This window comes from Streptomyces sp. Inha503, assembly GCF_047215865.1.
Classification (GTDB): domain Bacteria; phylum Actinomycetota; class Actinomycetes; order Streptomycetales; family Streptomycetaceae; genus Streptomyces; species Streptomyces lycopersici.
The window spans coordinates 6668086-6684804 of the sequence record NZ_CP178360.1; the positions used below are offsets into that span (position 1 = coordinate 6668086).

Annotated in this window: 15 protein-coding genes and 2 pseudogenes; 10 read left to right on the plus strand and 7 right to left on the minus strand. The window is 69.5% G+C overall.

All coding sequences use genetic code 11. From position 1 onward, the window contains the following. Positions 1 to 11: 11 nt before the first annotated feature. The 3 genes from ACJX2R_RS27825 to ACJX2R_RS27835 all read right to left on the minus strand — a co-directional run bounded on the left by ACJX2R_RS27825 (position 12) and on the right by ACJX2R_RS27835 (position 2296). Positions 12 to 1172: an SPFH domain-containing protein gene (locus ACJX2R_RS27825; protein WP_413102379.1), complete on the minus strand. Its 1161-nt coding sequence runs from the start codon at positions 1170 to 1172 to the stop codon at positions 12 to 14. An 11-nt stretch (positions 1173 to 1183) separates the two neighbouring features. Further along, positions 1184 to 1435 carry a hypothetical protein gene (locus tag ACJX2R_RS27830; RefSeq protein WP_262705246.1) on the minus strand — a complete coding sequence of 84 codons (252 nt, stop codon included), beginning with the start codon at positions 1433 to 1435 and terminating at the stop codon, positions 1184 to 1186. Between the two features lie 117 nt (positions 1436 to 1552). After that, on the minus strand, positions 1553 to 2296 hold the full coding sequence (locus tag ACJX2R_RS27835) for a hypothetical protein (RefSeq protein WP_413102380.1): 744 nt from the start codon (positions 2294 to 2296) through the stop codon (positions 1553 to 1555). A 313-nt stretch (positions 2297 to 2609) separates the two neighbouring features. Here ACJX2R_RS27835 and ACJX2R_RS27840 point away from each other — a divergent pair, with 313 nt between their 5' ends. Together ACJX2R_RS27840 and ACJX2R_RS27845 are read left to right on the plus strand one after the other, a co-directional pair. After that, positions 2610 to 3968, plus strand: a complete 1359-nt coding sequence (locus tag ACJX2R_RS27840; protein WP_413102381.1) for a hemolysin family protein — start codon at positions 2610 to 2612, stop codon at positions 3966 to 3968. Next, a complete protein-coding gene (locus tag ACJX2R_RS27845; protein WP_413102382.1) occupies positions 3965 to 4984 on the plus strand; it encodes a hemolysin family protein in 1020 nt (339 codons plus the stop codon). Before ACJX2R_RS27840 ends, ACJX2R_RS27845 begins: the two co-directional genes overlap by 4 nt. A 23-nt stretch (positions 4985 to 5007) precedes the next feature. Here ACJX2R_RS27845 and ACJX2R_RS27850 read toward each other — a convergent pair whose 3' ends face one another. Next, positions 5008 to 7314, minus strand: coding sequence for a protein kinase domain-containing protein (locus ACJX2R_RS27850; RefSeq protein WP_413102383.1), 2307 nt, complete (start codon positions 7312 to 7314; stop codon positions 5008 to 5010). 313 nt (positions 7315 to 7627) lie between these two features. Here ACJX2R_RS27850 and ACJX2R_RS27855 point away from each other — a divergent pair, with 313 nt between their 5' ends. The 4 genes from ACJX2R_RS27855 to ACJX2R_RS27870 all read left to right on the plus strand — a co-directional run bounded on the left by ACJX2R_RS27855 (position 7628) and on the right by ACJX2R_RS27870 (position 10517). Beyond that, positions 7628 to 8407 (plus strand): DUF4232 domain-containing protein, encoded by a 780-nt coding sequence (locus tag ACJX2R_RS27855; RefSeq protein WP_413102384.1) that lies wholly within the window; start codon positions 7628 to 7630, stop codon positions 8405 to 8407. Between the two features lie 139 nt (positions 8408 to 8546). Further along, entirely contained in the window at positions 8547 to 9305 is a 759-nt protein-coding gene (locus tag ACJX2R_RS27860; protein ID WP_413102385.1) for a sulfite exporter TauE/SafE family protein, read from the plus strand. A gap of 66 nt (positions 9306 to 9371) precedes the next feature. Continuing rightward, on the plus strand, positions 9372 to 9956 hold the full coding sequence (locus tag ACJX2R_RS27865; RefSeq protein ID WP_413102386.1) for a GNAT family N-acetyltransferase: 585 nt from the start codon (positions 9372 to 9374) through the stop codon (positions 9954 to 9956). A gap of 117 nt (positions 9957 to 10073) precedes the next feature. After that, the gene (locus tag ACJX2R_RS27870) at positions 10074 to 10517 is read left to right on the plus strand and encodes a nuclear transport factor 2 family protein (RefSeq protein WP_413102387.1); all 444 of its coding nucleotides are present in this window, start codon (positions 10074 to 10076) and stop codon (positions 10515 to 10517) included. A gap of 18 nt (positions 10518 to 10535) precedes the next feature. Here ACJX2R_RS27870 and ACJX2R_RS27875 read toward each other — a convergent pair whose 3' ends face one another. Further along, on the minus strand, positions 10536 to 11090 hold the full coding sequence (locus ACJX2R_RS27875; protein ID WP_413102388.1) for an NUDIX hydrolase: 555 nt from the start codon (positions 11088 to 11090) through the stop codon (positions 10536 to 10538). A 64-nt stretch (positions 11091 to 11154) separates the two neighbouring features. Between ACJX2R_RS27875 and ACJX2R_RS27880 the strand changes: the two are divergent. From ACJX2R_RS27880 to ACJX2R_RS27890, 3 genes and pseudogenes are all read left to right on the plus strand, one after another. Then, a pseudogene (locus tag ACJX2R_RS27880) lies at positions 11155 to 12377 on the plus strand (transposase). A 372-nt stretch (positions 12378 to 12749) separates the two neighbouring features. Next, positions 12750 to 13601 (plus strand): hypothetical protein, encoded by an 852-nt coding sequence (locus ACJX2R_RS27885; protein WP_413102389.1) that lies wholly within the window; start codon positions 12750 to 12752, stop codon positions 13599 to 13601. Between the two features lie 154 nt (positions 13602 to 13755). Next, the gene (locus tag ACJX2R_RS27890; protein WP_413102390.1) at positions 13756 to 14169 is read left to right on the plus strand and encodes an SsgA family sporulation/cell division regulator; all 414 of its coding nucleotides are present in this window, start codon (positions 13756 to 13758) and stop codon (positions 14167 to 14169) included. Positions 14170 to 14265: 96 nt separating this feature from the next. Here ACJX2R_RS27890 and ACJX2R_RS27895 read toward each other — a convergent pair whose 3' ends face one another. Next, positions 14266 to 14988, minus strand: coding sequence for a LuxR C-terminal-related transcriptional regulator (locus ACJX2R_RS27895; protein WP_413102391.1), 723 nt, complete (start codon positions 14986 to 14988; stop codon positions 14266 to 14268). A gap of 407 nt (positions 14989 to 15395) precedes the next feature. Between ACJX2R_RS27895 and ACJX2R_RS27900 the strand changes: the two are divergent. Then, positions 15396 to 15569 (plus strand): annotated as a pseudogene (locus tag ACJX2R_RS27900) (IS1380 family transposase); the annotation flags it as partial. 97 nt (positions 15570 to 15666) lie between these two features. Here ACJX2R_RS27900 and ACJX2R_RS27905 read toward each other — a convergent pair. Further along, a complete protein-coding gene (locus tag ACJX2R_RS27905; RefSeq protein WP_413102392.1) occupies positions 15667 to 16362 on the minus strand; it encodes a glycoside hydrolase family 11 protein in 696 nt (231 codons plus the stop codon). Between the last annotated feature and the right edge of the window lie 357 nt (positions 16363 to 16719).

The following is a 16719-nucleotide window of genomic DNA, read 5'->3' on the forward strand; positions in this document are numbered from 1 at the left end:
CCGGCCGCCCCCTAACGAATCTCGACCGCGCCGTCGTCCGCCCCTCTCCGCCGCTTCGGCTCGTCGCGCCGCTTCGGCTCGTCCTCCGCCCCCGGGGCACCCATGTTGCGCCGTACCGCGTCCAGGATGGTCAGCCCCTGGCCGACCAGGCCCGCCGCGATCTCGCCCAGCCCGTCCGCCCCGTTGAGGACGTTGACGTTCGCCCCGGAGAGCCCGGAGGCGGCCTCCTTGACGATCTGCGGCAGTTGGTCGATCAGCATGCGGTCGAGCGCGACCCGGCCGTGTGAGGCCGCCGCCTCGGCCTGGATCTTCATCCGCTCCGCCTCGGCCAGCGCCACCACCCGGATCCGCTCCGCCTCCGCCTCCGCCGGTTTCACGATCTCGGCCACCAGCTGCTGTTGCCGCAGATCGGCCGCCCGCTGGGCCAACTCCGTGCGCGCGGAGAGCACTTCCTGCTGGGCGTGCGCCTCCGCCAGCGGTCCGGCCTGGGCGGCTTGCGCCTGGGCGCGGTCCACCTCGGCGTTGTACTGGGCCTGTACCACCGCCGTCTGCCGCGCGTACTCGGCCTGGTTGCGCGCCGCCTCCTGCTCCGCCTCGGCCGACGCCTGGCTGGCCTGCGCCTGGGCGATCTGGGCCTGCCGCTGGATGGCGGCCTTGTGCGGGGCGGACATCGCGTCGATATAACCGGTGTCGCCGTCGTCGATCGACTGGATCTGCAATGAGTCCACGATCAGACCGATCTTCGCCATCTCCGCCTTGGAGGTGTCCAGCACCTCGGTGGCCAGCTTCTGCCGCTCGGTGATGAGCTCCTCGACCGTCATCGAGCCGATGATGGCCCGCAGATGACCCGCGAAGATCCGCCCCGTCAGCACCGCCATCTGCTCCTGGTCGGAAAGGAACCGCTGGCCCGCGTTGACGATGGACTCGGTGTCATTGCCCACCTTGAACGCGATCACCGCGCGCACGGTCAGCGTGATGCCCTGCCGGCTGACGCACTTCTCCGCGACCTCGGCCTCACACATCGCCAGCGTCAGGAAGCGGACCTTGCGGAAGACCGGAAGCACGAACTTGCCGTGCCCGGTCACCACGCGAAACGGCGCACCCCCATGTCCACGCCTGCCACCCGAGATCAACATCGCCTGGTCGGGTGCGGGTACGCGGTAACCGAACATCCTTCGTCTCCTCAACCGGCGCCGCCGGCCCCGCCGGACGACGCGTTCAATGGATCGGTCCACTCGATGACGTCGACCTGGCGGGAGCCGCGGAAGTCGATCACGAGGACGGACGCGCCTTGCGGCAGCGGGTCGGAGGACCAGGCGAGGAACGTCTCCGAGCCGCCCCTGACGCGCACCAGGACCTCGCCGGGACCACTGGCACCACGGGTGCCGAGAAGCAGCACCCCGATGCGACCGATCACAGGATCATCCGGTGTCATGCGGCAGCCGCCCCCCGTCGTTCCGCTGCTGAAATCCGACGTTAGACCGTTTTCCCGGCGCCGGATACGGTTGTGCGCAGCGCGGATCGGGCGAACCGCCACCCGCGTGGGCGGCCGCTACGAGGTGGCGTCCTTGGCGCCGGTGTCCTTGGCGTCCGTGCCCTTGGCGTCCGTGCCCTTGGCTTCGGTGTCCTTGGCTTCGGTGTCCTTGGCTTCGTCGGCTTTGGCTTTGTCGGCCTTGGCGTCGCTGCCGGTGTCCGCCTCGGCCTCGCCGCCCTCCGAGTCCTCGAAGTACGCGTCCAGCACCGCGTCCAGCTCCGCCGTCCATTCCTTGAGGAGCTTGCGGGCCGGTGCCTCGACATCGGCGGTGTACCAGCGCCGGTTGGTCGTATAGACGGTGATCCCGAAGCGCTTGCCGAACCGTGGGGTGTCGACCTCCACCGCGCCGATCTCGTCCCACCCGAACTCGGCCTTCTCGCCGTCGAGTTCGAACGTGACCCCGCGTCGCCCGGCCCGTATCGCACCGCGCCGGTCGGACACCTCGAAGACGGCCCCGCCGTCCTCGTCTTCGTCCGCGTCCTCGGCCTCTTCGTCGCCGTCCGCTTCCCCGTCGGACGCGACGACGTCCTTCGACGCGTCCGCTTCGCCGCCGGACTCCGCCTCGGCCTCGACGCCCTCTTCCTCGTCGAGCTCCGGCTCGTCCTCGGCGGTGCCTTCCTCCGGCGGTCGCTCCGCCGCTGCCTTGTCCGGGGCGTCCTCCTCCTCATCGGCAGGGCGCGGGGACGTCAGGCCGGGGATGTACCCCGGATCCGTCCCGGCGGTGTGCATGGGCGGGATGATCGGTCCAGTGCTCTGCTCCACGGCCGGAAGTATTGCCGATAAACCTGTGCCGACGACAGGCAACCCCGGGGCCAATCGAGCCGACACACGAAAGCCGCAGGTTAGGCGGAGCCGATTTCGGCACGGACCGTAGCGGTCCTCCGGCGGATGCGCTCCTTTACCGTACCTTTACTATGGGTGTGGGGACACTTGACCTACTAGCGCCCTCCCAGCCCTCTCCCAGCGACGTAAGGAGCACCGGACCCGCAATGGGCGAACCTCCCAGTACCACCCGTGCCACCCCCCGCCCGCCCCTCACCAGAGCACCCCTCATAGGGCAGACGGGACTGGCACGGTGACCGAGATCCTGCTGCTTCTCCTCGCGCTGGCCCTCACCCTCGCCTGCGCCCTCTTCGTGGCCGCCGAGTTCTCCCTCACCACCGTCGAACGCGGCGCCCTGGAGCGCGCCGCCGAAGCCGGTGAGCGCGGGGCCGACAGCGCGCTCACGGCCGTGCGGCGGCTGACGTTCCAGCTCTCCGGGGCCCAGCTGGGCATCACCGTCACCTCCCTGGTGATCGGCATGCTCGCCGAGCCCTCCCTGGCCGCCCTCCTCGAAACCCCGCTCACCGCGACCGGCCTGCCCGAGGGCGCGGCGTCGACGACCGCCGTGGTGCTGGGCGTGGCCGTCTCCACGGTGGTGCTGATGGTCGCCGGGGAGCTGGTGCCCAAGAACTGGGCCATCTCCCGGCCCCTGCACGTGGCCAAGGCGGTCGCCTCCCCGCAGCGCGCCTTCACCGCCGCCTTCGCCCCGCTGATCCACCACCTCAACGACACGGCCAACCGCCTGGTGCGCCGCATGGGCCTGGAGCCCGCCGAGGAGCTGGCCTCCGCCCGTACGCCGGACGAGCTGGTCGCGCTGGCCCGCCACTCGGCCGCCGAGGGCGCGCTGGAGCAGGACGCGGCCGAGCTGTTCGTCCGCACGCTCCACCTGGGCGAGCTGACCGCCGAGAACGTGATGACCCCGCGCGTGGACGTCCAGGCGCTGGAGGCCCACGCCACCGCCGCCGACGCGGCCAACCTCACCCTGGCCACCGGGCGGTCCCGCTTCCCCGTCTACCGCGACACCCTGGACGAGGTGGTCGGCACCGTGCACATCCGCGACGTCCTCGCCCTGGACGCCGCCCGCCGCGCCACCACCCCCGTCACCGACCTGGCCACGCCCCCGCTCCTGGTCCCGGACAGCCTCCCGGTGGACCGGCTGCTGGACCGGCTGCGCCGCGCGCACACCATGGCCGTCGTCATCGACGAGTACGGGGGCACCGCGGGCATCGCCACCCTGGAGGACATCGTCGAGGAGATCGTCGGCGACGTACGCGACGAACACGACGCCGACGAGACCCCCGGCCTGGTGCCCCTCGGCCCCGGCGCCTGGGAGGCGGACGGCGGCGTACGGCTGGACGAGCTCACCGGCATCGGCCTGACCGCCCCCGAGGGCCCGTACGAAACCGTGGCGGGCCTGCTGGCCACCGCCCTGGGGCGCATCCCGGCGGCCGGGGACACCCTCGAGACGGACGACGGCTGGCGGCTCACGGTCCTGAAGGTGGACCACCACCGCGCCGACCGCGTACGGATCACGGAGGCCGCCGAGGCCGCCTGCACCACCCAGTCCCCCGGGGCCGCCTACACCACCCAGTCCCCCGAGGCCGCCCGATGACCGTCGTCCAACTCACCATCGGCGCCCTCACCCTCCTCACCAACGCCTTCTTCGTCGGCGCCGAATTCGCCCTGATCTCCGTGCGCCGCAGCCAGATCGAACCGCGCGCGCAGGCGGGGGAGAAGCGGGCGCGCGGTGTGCTGTGGGCGCTGGAGCACCTGTCCGCGCTGATGGCCACCGCACAGCTCGGCATCACCATCTCCTCCCTCGTCCTGGGCGCGGTCGCCGAACCGGCCATCGCCCATCTGCTGGAGCCCGGCTTCGACGCCGTTCACGTCCCGCACGCCCTGGTGCACCCGATCGCGTTCGTCATCGCGCTCACGGCGGCCACGTATCTCCACATGCTCATCGGCGAGATGGTCCCCAAGAACATCGCCCTCGCCGCGCCCGAGCGCACCGCGCTCCTCCTCGGCCCACCGCTGGTGGCCCTCACCCGCCTCCTGCGCCCCGTCGTCTTCGGCGTCAACGCGTTCGCCAACGCGCTGCTGCGGCTGCTGAAGGTCGAGCCGAAGGACGAGGTCGAGTCGGTCTTCACCGACGATGAACTCATCCGGCTGGTACGGGACTCCAGCGACGCCGGGCTGCTCGACAAGTCCGGCGGCCAGCGGCTGCGCGACGCCCTGGAACTGGGCACCCGGCGGGTCGGCGACATCCTCGTCCCCCTCGACGAGATGGTCACCGTCGACCACCGCGTCACCCCCGCCCAACTGGAACGCACGGCGGCCGCCTCCGGCTGCTCCCGCCTCCCGGTCACCGGACCCGGCGGCGCCATCCTGGGCTATCTGCACATCAAGGACACCCTCGGCATCGCCGACCGGGACCGCCCCTTCCCCCGCACCGCCGTCCACACCGTCCCGCGCGTGCGCGCCGACACCCCGCTGGACGACACCCTCACCACCATGCGCGGCACCGGCGCCCACCTGGCCGCCGTGACGGCCGACACCGGCGCGGTCCTGGGCTTCGTCACGATGACGGACGTACTGGACGAACTCGTGGGCCCGGCCACCCCCGCGTAGCCGGGGGTGTCACCCCGCGCCGCTCAGGACGACGGCCGGACCGAGGGGTGAACCGAGGGGTGAACGGACGGCCGGTCCGGCCGTACGGAGAACGCCGTGTCCCCGGCCATCGCCACGATCGCGTCCTTGACGAGCACCACCCGCGGCTCCGCGTCCTGCGCCGCCGTCCCGGGGTCGTTCAGAGCGGCCGTGCGCCACGCCTCCTTGCCGTCGTCCACGGACAGCGCCAGCAGACGGCCGAAGCGGTTGGCGAAGTACAGCTGCCCGTACCGCCGGGACAGCACCGGCTCGGACAGGCTCTCCGTTTCCGTGGCCCGCTGCCACAGCTCCCGGCCGCTGTCCGCCGCCACCGCGGTGACCGTTCCATTGGGACGGACGAAGTAGACGGTGCCGTGCAGCAGGGTCGGCCTGCCGAGTACGGGACGCCGCAGCGGGATCCGCGTGGTCTCGCCGGTGCGCGGATCCACCCGCACCATGGCGTTGTACGGGCGCTCGTACCCCGAGTCGTAGACCTCCTTCGCGGTCTGCGGGATCAGGAACAGCGGTTTGCCCTGGACCGCGCCGAGGGTCAGTGCCTTACGCGGGAGGGTGGTGAGGTGCCGCTGCCCGCCGTCGGGGGGCTCGAGCCGCAGCAGGTCGTACGGGCCCTCGGCGGCCAGGCCGTCGGAGCTGGTGGGTGCGCACAGGGCGTACGGTGTGCCGCCCAGCGTCGTCGGCTCGCAGAACTTCCCCTCGGGCGCCGGCGACTGCCACAGCCGCGCCCCCGACGGCCCGTAGGCGACGAGCTCCCGGGCGTCCGGTGACAGCGTCAGCACCCCGCCGCGGAACATGCGCACCGAGGCGGAGTCGCTGATGCTCCGCTCCCACCGCTGCTTCTTGGTGGCGGCGTCCAGGGCCACCACGAACCGCTCGCCGTCCCCCTCCGACTCCCGGTAGGTGTAGACGATTCCGTCCCGCACCCCGATGGGCCGCGCCAGCTGGGGGCGGGTGCCCCACCGCCACTCGACGCGGCCGGTGGCGGCGTCGACCCTGGCGACCGTGAATCCGTTGCCCCCGCAGTACAGGGCCCGGCCGTCCTCGGGGGCGCATCCGGGCTCGTCGTAGACGAGGGGCGGCCCCTCGGTGCTGACCCGCAGTTCCGTCCGCCACGGCTGCCAGCCCTTGGGGAGCGAGGCGGGCTGCTGGGAGTGCGCGGCGTCGGCGGTGGCGGACGTGTCGCCCGACGAGTCCGTCATGTTCGGGGCGAAGACCGCCGCGGCGACGGTCAGCCCGGTGACGGCCAGGGCCACCCCGGCGGTGGTGACGACGAGCCGCCGCCGGGCGCCCCGCCTCGGTACGGTCGGCCGGGAGGCGGGCGGCTGGGGATCGTGGGTGGGGGCGGGGGTCGGGGCCGAAGCCGGGGCCGGGGAGACGGGAGGAGGGGAAACGGCGGGCGCTGCGGAACTGTCGGCAGCCGAAGGGGAAGCCGAAGGGGAAGCCGAAGGGGAAGCCGAAGGGGAAGGGGAAGCCGAAGCCGCCGGGAAGTCCGACAGCTCGCGCAGCATCCGATGCAGCTCGTCCAGCTCCGGCCGGGCCTCCGGCTCCTTGGCCAGACAACGCTCGGCGATGGGCCGCAGCGGTTCCGGGACCCCCTCCAGCGTCGGATGTTCGTACATCACCTGGTAGCCCGACAGATAGGGGCTGTCCGACTCGAACGGGCTGCTGCCCCGCGCCGCGTACACCAGCAGCGAGCCCAGCGAGAAGACGTCCGACGCCCCCGTGACGCCCCGAGGGCTGCGCAGCTGCTCCGGCGACATGAACGGCGGGGTGCCGAGCACCCGCCCGATGGTGACGGTGAGCGTCTGGCTGTCGACGGCGCGGGAGATGCCGAAGTCGATGACGCGCGGACCGTCCTCGGCCATCAGGATGTTGGCGGGTTTGAGGTCCCGGTGCACCACCCCGGCCCGGTGGATGTCGCGCAGCGCCTCGACCAGCCCGAGGCCGAGCGTCCGCAGCTCCCGCCCGCTCAAGGGGCCGTTCCTCCGTACGACCCCGGAGAGGGTCTGCCCCGGTACGTACAGGGTGGCCATCCACGGCCGGTCGGCCTCCGGATCGGCGTCCACGACGGGGGCGGTGAACGCCCCGCTCACCCGGCGCGCCGCCGCGACCTCCTGCCGGAAGCGGGTGCGGAACTCCTCGTCCTGTGCGTACTGCTCATGGACCAGCTTGATCGCGACCTGCCGCCCCGAGGCCGCACGCCCGAGATAGACGACTCCCATGCCGCCCGCCCCGAGCCGGTCGAGCAGGGCGTAGCCGCCTATGGATTCCGGATCCCCGGTGGCCAGCGGCATCGCCGATCCCCTCTCCCGCGCCTCTCCCGCGCTGTCTTTCTCGCGTCTCGAACGGCCCTACCGAAGACCTACATTAGGTCGGCGGCAGCCCCGGCGGACCATGCGGTCCAGGACGTGGCGGAACGGTGATGTGCGGCACGGCGCCGCCCGAGGGCGAACGGCCGTTGTGGACAGGGAAGTTCCATTAGCGGCGCGTTAGCGGAACGGTGTCGGGACGGCAGTGATACGGCAGCGGACCACGGAAAGCTCATGGCCATACCGAGGGCCGGTGCGGAACACCGGCCGGACCGCCGACCCATTGGGGGAGCCCGCCATGAACGTCACCGCTTACCGCCGCGGCCGTACCGTCCGTACGATCGCCGCCTCCATCGTTGCCGCTGCCGCCCTGAGCCTGACCGCGGCGTGCGGCGGGGGCGGGGACGGAGGCTCCGACAACGCGGGCAAGGCGAACTCGTCGGCCACGGCCCCCGCGTCCGCCACGGACGAGCAGGGCGCGGGCAAGGGTGACGCCGACAAGGGGAACCAGGCAGGCAAGGAGAACCAGGCAGGCAAGGGGAACCAGGCCGACAAGGGGAACCAGGCCGGACAGGGGAGCCAGAGCGGCAAGGAGGGCGGTGCCGCGGGCGTCAAGGACGCGAAGTCGCAGTCCCAGAAGTCCGGGGGCGGCTCCGAGGCCGAGCCGGTCGGCGACTGCGACATCAACAAGACGGCCATCACCGTCCAGCACGTCAAGAGCCCCGTCAACCACATGCTGCTCAAGGCGACCAACAAGGCCGGCGTGGACTGCAAGCTGGTCGGCTACCCGGGCCTGAAGTTCGGCGCCGAGGCGCAGGCCGCCACCCCGGTGAACGAGGACAGCAAGCCGCAGGCCGTGGTCATGCTCGCCCCGGGCGAGAGCGCCTACGCGGGCATCACCACCTCCGCGGCGGACGGCTCGGGCTACGAGGGCGGCGAGGTCGACTCGCTCGAGGTCTTCATCGACGGCAGCGAGGACCCCAAGCCGGTCGAACTGCCCGGTGGCTCGGTCTACATCGACAGCGCGGCGAAGGTCACGTACTGGCAGACGGACGCGCAGACCGCCTTGAGCTGGTAAGGCGCGCAAGCAAAAGCACCCCTGTGCCGTGTTAATCACATACCTGAACCCTGTCTTGCATAGAAGACAGTTGCCCCTGGAGGATGAACCGGCGCCGCCGACGTGGCGCACAGGGCACAGGCACAGGGGTGGGGAACGGATGGGCATCGGCTCCGCGGCGCTGCTGGTGTCGGCCGGTGTGGCCTCCGGGCTCGCCGGTTCGATCGCGGGGCTGGCCTCGCTGTTCAGCTATCCGGCGCTGCTGGCGGTAGGACTGCCGCCGGTGGCCGCGAACGTGACCAACACGGTGGCGCTGTTCTCCAACACCGTCGGCACCGCGGCCGGATCCCGCACCGAACTCCGCGGCCAGCGCGACCGCCTCCTCCGGCTCGCCGCCATCGCGGCACTGGGCGGCGCGGTCGGGGCCGCGCTGCTGCTGGGCACCCCGTCCTCCGCCTTCGAGGCCGTCGTACCGTGGCTGATCGCCCTCGGCTCGGTACTGATCCTGGTCCGCGACCCGCTCCGCCGGCTCATGGCCTCCCGCTCACACCCCCTGGCCCACACCGCCCGCCCCACGCTCCCACTGGCGTGCGCGGTCCTGCTGGTCGGCCTCTACGGCGGCTACTTCGGCGCGGCCTCGGGCGTCCTGATGCTGGCAGTGCTCTCCCTGACGGCCACGGAACCCCTCCCGGTCACCAACGCCGTCAAGAACATCGCCACCGGCGCGGCCAACGTAACGGCGGCGGTCGCCTACGTAGCCATCGCCCCCGTCAACTGGCCCGCCGCCATCACCCTCGGCCTGGGCGCCCTCCTGGGCAGCTGGCTGGGCCCCCTGGCCGTCCGCCGCCTCCCCGAAACCCCCCTCCGAATCGCCATAGCCCTGGCCGGCCTCGGCCTGGCCATCTCCCTCTGGCACTGACCCCGCCACCGGCCCCCTGGCCGCCGTACCGCTGCCGTCCGACGATCGCGGGCCTATTCTGTGCCGGTGAACAACCAGTCGCTCGAAGGCACTGTTGTCCGCCTCATCCCGTTGTCCGATGACCACGCCGAGGCCCTTTTCCCCTCCGCGTCCGACCCCGAGGTCTGGCGGTGGATGCCGCGGCCGCGTCCCGAGAGCGTGGACCAACTGCGCGGCATGCTCAGCGGGATGATCGCCGACCCGACACGGCGCTGCTTCGCGGTGCAACGGCGCGCCGATGGCACGGTGATCGGTTCAACCAGCATGTACGACCTCGACCTCGTCGAGAGCCGCACCGAGATCGGCGCGACGTGGTTCGACCGCTCCTGCTGGGGCGGCCCCTACAACGCCGAATCCAAGCTGCTCCTGTTCGGCCATGCCTTCGACGACCTGGGGCTCGCGCGGCTGGCTCTGCGCACGGACAACCTCAACGTGCGCTCCCAGCGCGCCCTGGCCCGCCTCGGCCTGGTCCACGAGGGGACGCTGCGCAGCCATATGCGGCGCCCGGACGGCAGCCGTCGTGACTCGCTGTACTACAGCCTCCTCGCGGACGAATGGCCCGCGGTGCGGGACGTCCTGCTCGCCCGAGTCGCGGCGAGGCGCGCGGCCTGAAGCGCGGCCCGTCGCCATGGGGCGGGAGCGCATTACCTCGGACGTAATCGCGCCAAGCCCCTGCCATCGCCAGCATGGTGATCGCTCCCCGCAAGGTTTCCGATCGGAGGGATCACCATGTCCTTGGCCGCGCCCATGACCACCCGCGCTCTGGTGGAGGAACTGCTGCGCCGCATCGGTGAGGGCGACCCCGAGCGGATCGCCCAGCTGTACGCCGAGCGCAGTGACTGGAAGCTGGACTGGCCGGAGGGCGAGCACGGCCGCGCGGCCACCCCGTGGATTCGGCATCGGTCCAGCCGCGCGGATGTGGCCGACCACTTCAGGGAGTTGGCCCGGCACCACGTGCCCGGGGAGGCGGCCACCGAGATCGAGCGGATCCTCGTCGACGGCGACGACGCGGTCGTGCTGGGCGAGATCCGCCAGACCGCCCGGTCCACCGGGCGCGCCTACCGTGCGCGGTTCGCCCTGCATCTCACGCTCGAGGACGGCCTTGTCACCCGGCACCACGTCTACGAGGACAGCCTCGCCGTCGCCCAGGCATTCGACGTGCCGCAGGCATGATGCCGGGCCATTGGGCGATCAGCCTGCGAGCAGGGGCTCCGCCCGGGACAGGGTGTCCAGGATGTTCGCCTCCGTGATCGCCATCCGCGCCTCGTCCGGTGTCAGCCAGCGCAGCGGCGCGTCCGGGTTCTCCGGGCGTACCGCCTCGGGAACGCTGGTGGCCAGCACGAAGCGCACGTCGGCGTGCTCATGCGCCGGCTCCCGGCTGTTCGCGGGGACCGGGACGATCACCAGATGCCGTATCTCCGCGTCCGGCCACGGGGTCAGATCGGGCAGCCCGGTCTCCTCCCGCCCCTCCCGCAGCGCGATGGCGAGCGGGTCGTACTCACCCGGGTCGCCATGCCCGCCGACCAGCAGCCACGACTGGTGGCGCTGGTGCCAGCGCAGCAGCACACGGCCGCTGTCGGGGTGCACGATCAGGGCGGAGGCGGTGATATGGAGGGGACTCGTCCGGTCCCAGGGCGCGCCCGCCTCGATGACGCCGCGCACCCGCTCGACGTCGGCGCATTCCGCGGTGGTCTTCGGCCGGTAGCCCGTAAGGACATTGAGGACTGAGTGATCGGCTGTGGCCATGCGCGGATCCTAACGACGCGAGCCCGCCCACGGCGCGGGGTTTTCCAGGGCCCAAGTCGGAGACCTGGGCCGGCGTAGCGGGTCGTACCCGCCTGTCCGAGCCGAGGGCAACGGCCATGCGGTGGTCTCGCAGGCCGGGGCGGTCCTGCTGGTGGAGACGGTCCGCAAGAGCGGCGTGGATGCTGCGTTGTCGGCGGCGCTCGCGCCGTGGTGCAAGCCGCGGGCGGTGCACGACCCAGGCGAGATCCTGCTGGATCTTGCGCTCGCGACCGCCCTGGGCGGGGACTGTCTGGCCGATGTCGCGATGCTGCGGGCCGAATCGGCCCTCTTCGGGCCGGTGGCCTCCGACCCGTCCGTCTCCCGCTTGGTCGACACGCTCGCCGCAGTGGGCTCTCAGGCGCTGGCCGCCATCCGCACCGCACGGGCCGAAGTACCCAACGACCTCCGGCAGGTGGCCGGGCCGGACGCTCCGCACGCCGACGGGCAGGTGATCGTGGACATCGACGGCGTGCTGGTGCCGGCCCAGCTGCCGAAGAAGTTCCGGTGCGGTCGGCGCACTCTGATCCGCACCGACTCCGCCGGCGCGGTACCCACACGTTCCTCGACTGGCTCACCGTGCGCGGTCGGTGGCTGTCGTACTCGGTCGGCATGACCATCACCGAGCAGACCCATCAGGCGGTGCTGAAGATCCCCGCCTCGGCGTGGACGCCGGCCGTCGAACCAGGCGCTCAGGTCCGTGATGGTGCCCGGGTCGCCGAACTCGCCGGAGATGTACTGGACGGCTGGCCGCACGGCATGCGGCTGATTGTCCGCAAGGAACGCCCGCATCCCGGCGCCCCGTTGCGCTTCACCGATGCCGACGGCATGCGCCTGACGGCGTTCGCCCCACCAACACCCAGGACGCCGCGATCGCGGCGCGGGAACGGCGGCACCGCCAGCGGGCCCGTGCCGAGGACCGCATGCGCGCCGCCCGCGCCACCGGCCTTACCAACCTGCCTCTCCACGACACCGCGCAGAACCAGGTCTGGCTGGACGATCTCCAGCCAGACCTGGCTGGAGATCGTCCAGATCGTCCTCGACCTGCTGGACTGGATGCCGATGCTGGCCCTGACCGGCCCCGCCCGGCTGTGGGAACCCAGGCGCCTGAGGTTGCGGCTGTTCTCCACCGCCGCCCAACTCGTCACCATCGGCCGGCGCCGCATCCTCCGCCTCGCGAAGCACTGGCCCTGGACCGACGTGATCACCGAAGCCCGGCAACGGCTCGCGGCCCTGCCGAACCCTGGCTGACTTTTCCACTCCTACGAGCAGCACACCCGACCGGAGCCGTGGAACCCGGCTCCCACCTGACGCGACAGCCGGGCCACAGACCTGCCCGTGATCAGCCCGGACGACCGAAACGGCTCGCCAAAGAATCCGCCGGCCCGTCACGAAAGATCGAGGTTAAGACGCTTACCGACGCTTACCCCTGGCATCGATGCCCGCCCAGGAGAGCCGCCCCCTTCTTCATGGCCGCGTTGGGCCCGTGGGCCCTGTTCCGGGCTCCGCACTTCCGAGAGTCTCTTACCAGTCGCTCGCGCTGAGCGGCAGCGCAGCTCAGTAGAAGGCAAGAGCCGCGGGATGACACGGGCCAAGCCAAAGGCAGACCAGGAGGAGTTTTCGGTGGCACTCACGGAATTTGTCGAGCGTACCGAGGCGCCCTCACCGGTTCAGCCCGTTTCCGTACGCCCCGAGACCAGGCGCCCTGTATCGTTGCCTCGTAGTCTTCCTCAGCGTGAGAAGACGAACTGGATCCGGGTTGGGGTGCTGATGGCCGCGGGAGCCCTGCCGGTATTGGCAATCCCGCTTTACATCCTCGGCGTTCTGCCTATGAGCTGGGCGGCGCTCCTGGTGATTCCTCTGATGGCAGCAAAGGCCGTCCTCATCAAGCGGGGTTCATCGGAAGGCCGGTGGGCCGGCCAGGGAATGGTTGCCGGCCTTGTCGCGGTGACCGCCTACGATGGGCTGCGGCTTCCGATGGCTTATCTCTCAGGCCTCTGGCCCGACTTCATCCCGCGCCTCGGCGGCTGGATCACGGAAACCCATTCCGGGAACGTGCCGGTCGGGTATCTCTGGCGCTATATCGGTGACGGTGGTGGAATCGCGGTTGCCTTCTTCGTCTTCTGTGGTGCGCTGATGAACATCTGGCCCTCCCTGGTCTGCCGCCGCCCGGTCACTCTGGCCGTTGGTTACGGAGTATTCATATGGCTCGGGCTGATAGCCACCGTCGTCCTCCTGCCCCGCGGCGAGGAATTCCTGTTCGTCCCAACGGCGCCGATTCTCGTGCTCAGTCTCCTGGGCCACCTCATCTACGGCGCGGTACTGGGCGTCTTCCTCTCCCGGAGCGTGCGGCACATGGATATGGCCAAGCACGCCAAGACCACCACTGCCCGGCGTACCCTGCCGACTCAGCGCACCGGTTCGGACCGGACAGTGGGTGCCTCCGCCACTTCCGCCGCATCCGAACAGAAGTAGGACTCCTATGAAGCTCTTCCGGAAAACCAACGCCCCTCAAGTGGCTCTGCGAGCGGCACGGCCTGGCGATTGGGGCCGCCTCCTGAGGCAAGCACGACGCAGATCACTTGCACAACTCCGGGTCAGTCACCACTACCAAGATGGAGCCACAGTCATGGGAAAGCCTCACACGCAGGTGTGCGCCGAGACGGTTTTCGAAATCGTCGAGCCGGACGGAACCGCACCGGTGGACGTGGGACTGGTGTATGACACCAGGGACCCTTATGCGGTGGCTATGGAACTGGAAATCCGGGACAGCCGCCATCCGTCGGTTTGGGTATTGAGCCGCAGCATGCTGGCAGAAGGGCTGCTGGTGCCAGCGGGCCTGGGGAATGTGCAGATCACTCCAGCCACACCGGAGTTCGTTCTGCTCCAGTTGGGATCCGATGCCGAGCAGGCGTCCATGTGGATGCCTCTGCCGGAGATCGAGGAGTTCCTTGAGAGCACCTACGATGCGGTTCCGGTAGGCGAAGAGGAGTTGTGGCTGGAGGTCGACGCCACCTTGCAACAGATCCTCGATGCGGCATGAGGCAGGTGTATGACGACCGGCCCAACCCGCCGTACATCGTATCCATGAACAAGACCTCTGCGACCACTCAGAAGAATGGCTACAACACCTGGGTACTCAATGGTCAGTTCCCGAAGTCCATGCCAGCACGGCCTGGACGCGTGTCTGCACATTGAGCTTCGAGAAGATGCGGTTGATGTGATTCTTGACCGTCTTCTCCGTAAGCCCCAGAGAAGCAGCTACCTCGCCATTGGTTTGCCCACCGGCAATCAGGTTCATCACTTCGCTTTCCCTCTGCGACAAGGTCGCCCGCACACCGGACGCCCTGTCGGGCGGATCACCCACCAGATGCAATCGATGAGCGCGCGCGCCGGCATTGCGTTGCGGTCCAGTAGCCCGTTTCGGCAGGCTCGGCAGTGTGCCACCAATGTTCCGCGCATATGATGGCAACGGGCTTGGAATGGAAGCGATCTCCCCCGTCGAGGATGTGCTTGCGGCGGCAATCCGTACAGCACGCACAACATGAACATCCGACGACTCGTCGTACACGAGGACCTCAGCCGCTCCCCGATGTCGCGCAAGCCGTGCGAAGTTCGCATCGTGGCGCCTGGAGATCAGCACAACCTGGCTGTACTGGGTGAGAGCAGGCAGATGGGCAAAGCACTGTGCCGGAGTTCGCCCCATATCCAGAACGACGACCCTCGGGTGGTTTTTCGTAGTCGCCGCAACTGCCTCGGTGAGCGTAGTGGCTTCGGTCACGCTTATTGAGGAATCGCTCCACAGCTGGTGCTCAACCATCCAATGCAGGCCGCGCACCACGAAGATGTCCGCGCTGCTCACGACGACGTTGAAGCTATGCACGGGCCGCGCCGTCAGACTCCTGTCCGACAGATCGCGCTCGTTCGCCTGCGTTTCCGGGCGGGACGGAACGCGACCTCCTTCTTGTACTGCGTCATCGTTGCTGGATCGCCGTCCGACCGGCCCCGGACCGCCAAGATCGCTGACAGTACGTCGCGTCCGAAGCTGCTCGGGGGTTCCGGCAGCCCGCTCGTCCTCCACTGTGTGTGCCCACTCTCGTTCCCAAACTCTGTACTGCTGACCTCCAACGAACCCTGATCGCGAACGGTTCACCCATCGCCACGCACCCGTAGGGCAGCACAAGGTCCTCATCCGGACCGGAGAACCGATCGCCAAGGGCGGGAGGGCGCTGAAAAGTCCCGATGGTCATGCGGTGCTCGGCCGGACAGCTGCTGTGGCCCGGCAATGCGGGCTCCGACACCGCCGCCGACCACATCGAGGCCACGAAACTGGCCTTGGCCCAGCTGCCGTAACGTCTCCGGCGGGGGCGTCAGACACTGATCCAGCCCGACTCCGGCGGTGGCACCCATGAGTTCGTGGCCTGGCTCGCCCAGCATCCGCGACGGCGCCTGGACCGCCGAGATCAGAAGCCCCAGGCCGCCTGCCTGGGGCTTCCGGAGGAGCGGGCCAAGCGAATTGGCCCGTGTCTGGTCAGGACGTTCAGCCGCTCACGGTGAGATTCGAATTCCCGCTGCTCTGATATCCCTCAGTCGCGAGCATCATGTAGTACTTGAAGGTGCCCAGACCCATTCCGGAACGGGCCCATGCGTCGAAGTGATTGCCCGTGGTGATGGTTCCGCCCGTTTTCTTCGACTGCCGGACGCTCCAGTACTGGTTGAAGGTCCGGATGCCCTCGACCGAAGGGGCGTTGTACCGCGTCGTCTGGTAGATGTCGTACGTGCCGCCATCGCTGGTGACGGTGCCCTTGTAGGTCCCCGTGGGCCGGTATGTACCCCAGTTGTCGACGACGTAGTATTCCACGAGCGGGTTTGAGGTCCACCCGTAGAGACACAGATATCCGTTGCCGGACGGGTTGAAGCTGCCCGAGTACTGCACGTTCCTGCGGCCGCCGTTGCTCCAGCCCTTACCGCACACGAAATTGCCGCAGTTGGTCCATGAGGTCCGGTAACTGCCGCCCGACGAAAGCGTCATGGCGACCGACCCGCCGCCGTCGGTCCAGAACGAATAGTAGAAGCCGTTGTTGGTGCCGGTTTGGTTCGTGGTGATGGTGGTGTCGGCGCTCGCGGTTCCGATACTGGGCAGCGTCAGCCCGGACGTGACCAGCGTCAGGGCGCCGGCCCGGCCGATTAAGTTCCTGCGGCTGATCGGCCGGGCGGGGGTGTCGTCCCGGTGCATGCTTCCTCCTCCTCGGTTGTGGTGGGTGCCTGTTGGTGCGTCAGTGTTGGACTGGCGCGGTGGGGTGTCAACAGTTTCCGCAAGGATTACGGAAACTCCGCTAGGGCGGGTGATCTCTTGGAGGCGAGTATTTCCTGTTCAAGGCCTCTCCTTGTTGATCGAATCCGAGAGTGATCGATGTGGGGAAGGAGCGTGAGATCATTTCTGAGGTTATCTTCATCGAAAGTTTTCGGAACCCTTCCGGATCAATTAAGCGCCCGTGCGTCCGGCCGGACGAAGCGGACGATGCCGTATATGGCATAACTCGCGCTCATATTGAGCGGGTTCGTTCCACAAGCCGGTCGGGACGACGAAGTA